The 1,948-nt window shown below is 68.5% G+C and carries 2 protein-coding genes; both read right to left on the minus strand.

The genetic code is table 11. The features are described 5' to 3' along the window. A partial coding sequence (locus tag FREUN1FDRAFT_RS38960) for a transposase (RefSeq protein ID WP_006545962.1) occupies positions 1–297 on the minus strand: 297 nt, incomplete at its 3' end. A 1,333-nt stretch (positions 298–1,630) separates the two neighbouring features. Further along, positions 1,631–1,948 (minus strand): Hsp20/alpha crystallin family protein (locus FREUN1FDRAFT_RS38965; protein WP_006545963.1); only part of this gene is annotated, 318 nt, incomplete at its 5' end.

Raw genomic sequence — 1,948 nt, forward strand, 5'->3', positions numbered from 1 at the left:
ACTTTTACGTGCCCCGGCGGCGTGCTGGTGGGCCCGGGCCACGGTGGAGTCGACGGACACATCCCAGGTGATCAGTCCGTCGGCATCAGCCCGGGCCTGCAGCTGGGTAAGGATCCGTTCCCAGGTCCCGTCCCGCTGCCAGTTCCGAAACAGCCCGTAGACCGTCTGCCAGGTGCCGTACCGGGCCGGGACGTCCCGCCACGGTGTCCCTGTGGGGTGCCAGAAGTGGGCCTGGGCCTGCGAGCTGGGACGATGCGGCCGTACGGGGCCGGCGGCATGATGGTCAGGTATGTTCATTCGCCTGCTCTACCTGATCTTCGTGCGGGTGTGCGGCTTGTGGGGTGCCAGAACTCGGCCATCGGTGTTGACCTGGCCTTTTATCAACCATTGCTCACGGACTGCGACCAGTAACCGTCGGCCTGGCTCGCACGCGGTCGCCGGTTGTCCGCTGTGTCCGTTGCCGGACAGGGTCAGGTGGACGCTTTCTCGTTCGGAAGCGATTACCTGCTGTAATCGACGCGCCTTTGTGTCCGGTATCGACCAATATGGCTCTTATCTCAAGGGGCCGCCGGTGGCGTGTGTGCGCATTGTGTGCGCGGACGTCGCGGCACGCGCCGGCACGTTCCGGCACGGAAATCGCCGTGACCTCGGATTTTCCGGCACGGGGCGGCATGTTCCGGTATGCTCCGATACGCGGCGATTCGTCTTGTAATCGAGCGGTTAGGGGTTCGAGTCCCCTCGCCGGCTCCAGAGAAATAGGCCCTGACCTGCGGTTTTGCGAAGTCTAAGATCATCTATTCAAGATCAAAACGGGTTTGGGTGCGCATTGGGTGCGCATTCGGTAATTGTGTGCAGGGAACGATCATGTGCGGGGCGTCCGCTTCGGGCGCCTAAGTCGGGTTTGCCGTCGCAGCGCCACCCCCGCAACGGTTCCGTTCCGTCACAATTGGCGGATCTGGGTTGCGGGAGGGCTGCGGCGAGAGCGGCGCGCGTCGGCTGACGGTGGCCGGTCCGCTATCCCACCCCACGGTTACCGTGAGTTAGGTTCGGACGTTCATGGCGCGTCTGGGGCCGATGGTGGCCGCGGAACGCGGCACGACGGGATCGGCGGGGTGGCCCCTGGTGTCCGCGCTGTGGGTTCGGGTTCCCCGGCGCCATGTGCCCGTGTCCTCTGCGACCTGGCAGGGAGGCGGGCCGGGCCCCCGGTCAGGTGGCCGTGGGCCCGGCCCGCGCCCGCATCGACGTGCTGAGGGGTACTTCTGGGGGTGGTGAGCGGTGGCTATGACTCCCTTCTGTGTCGTGCCGTGTGGTCGGTGCCGAGGGTCGGACGGCCAGGCGGCGCCCGCAGCCGCGCTCGGCGTTGCAGCCGCCGGCCTCCCCGCGGTCCGCAGGGCTGCCGGTGCGGACAGCGCTGGCTCCTCGCTGGCCCCGGTGACGGTGACGGTGGCCGCGGCGCGGCTGGCCGCCCTGGCCTGCCCGGTGGAACGTCGCTGTCCCACGCGGCCGAGATGATCGCGTCGAACTCGGCGTGCAGCAGGTCGGGGTCGGAGCAGATCAGATCAGCCAGCTGCACACAGGCCGGCCGGACCGGCGCCGCCCCGTGCGGGGTCGTCATCGGTCCCGCCCCGCGTCAGGCGTGGATGGCCCGGCGGTCGTCGCTGGACAGGTCGATCGCGATCTTCCGCGGCTTGGCCTTCTCGGCGACGGGAATCCGCAGGGTCAGCACGCCGGCGTGGTAGCTGGCGGTGATCTTCTCCGTGTCCAGGTTGTCGCCCAGGATCAACTGGCGGCTGAACACCCCGCGGGGCCGCTCGGCGACCAGGACCTCGCGGTCCCCGTTCAACGCCGGCCGTTCCGCCCGGACGGTGAGCACGTTGCGTTCGACGTCCAGATCCACGGTGGCCGGGTCCACTCCGGGCAGATCGAACTCCGCCACGAACTCCTCGCC

It is taken from the genome of Parafrankia sp. EUN1f, from assembly GCF_000177675.1.
Classification (GTDB): Bacteria; Actinomycetota; Actinomycetes; order Frankiales; family Frankiaceae; genus Parafrankia.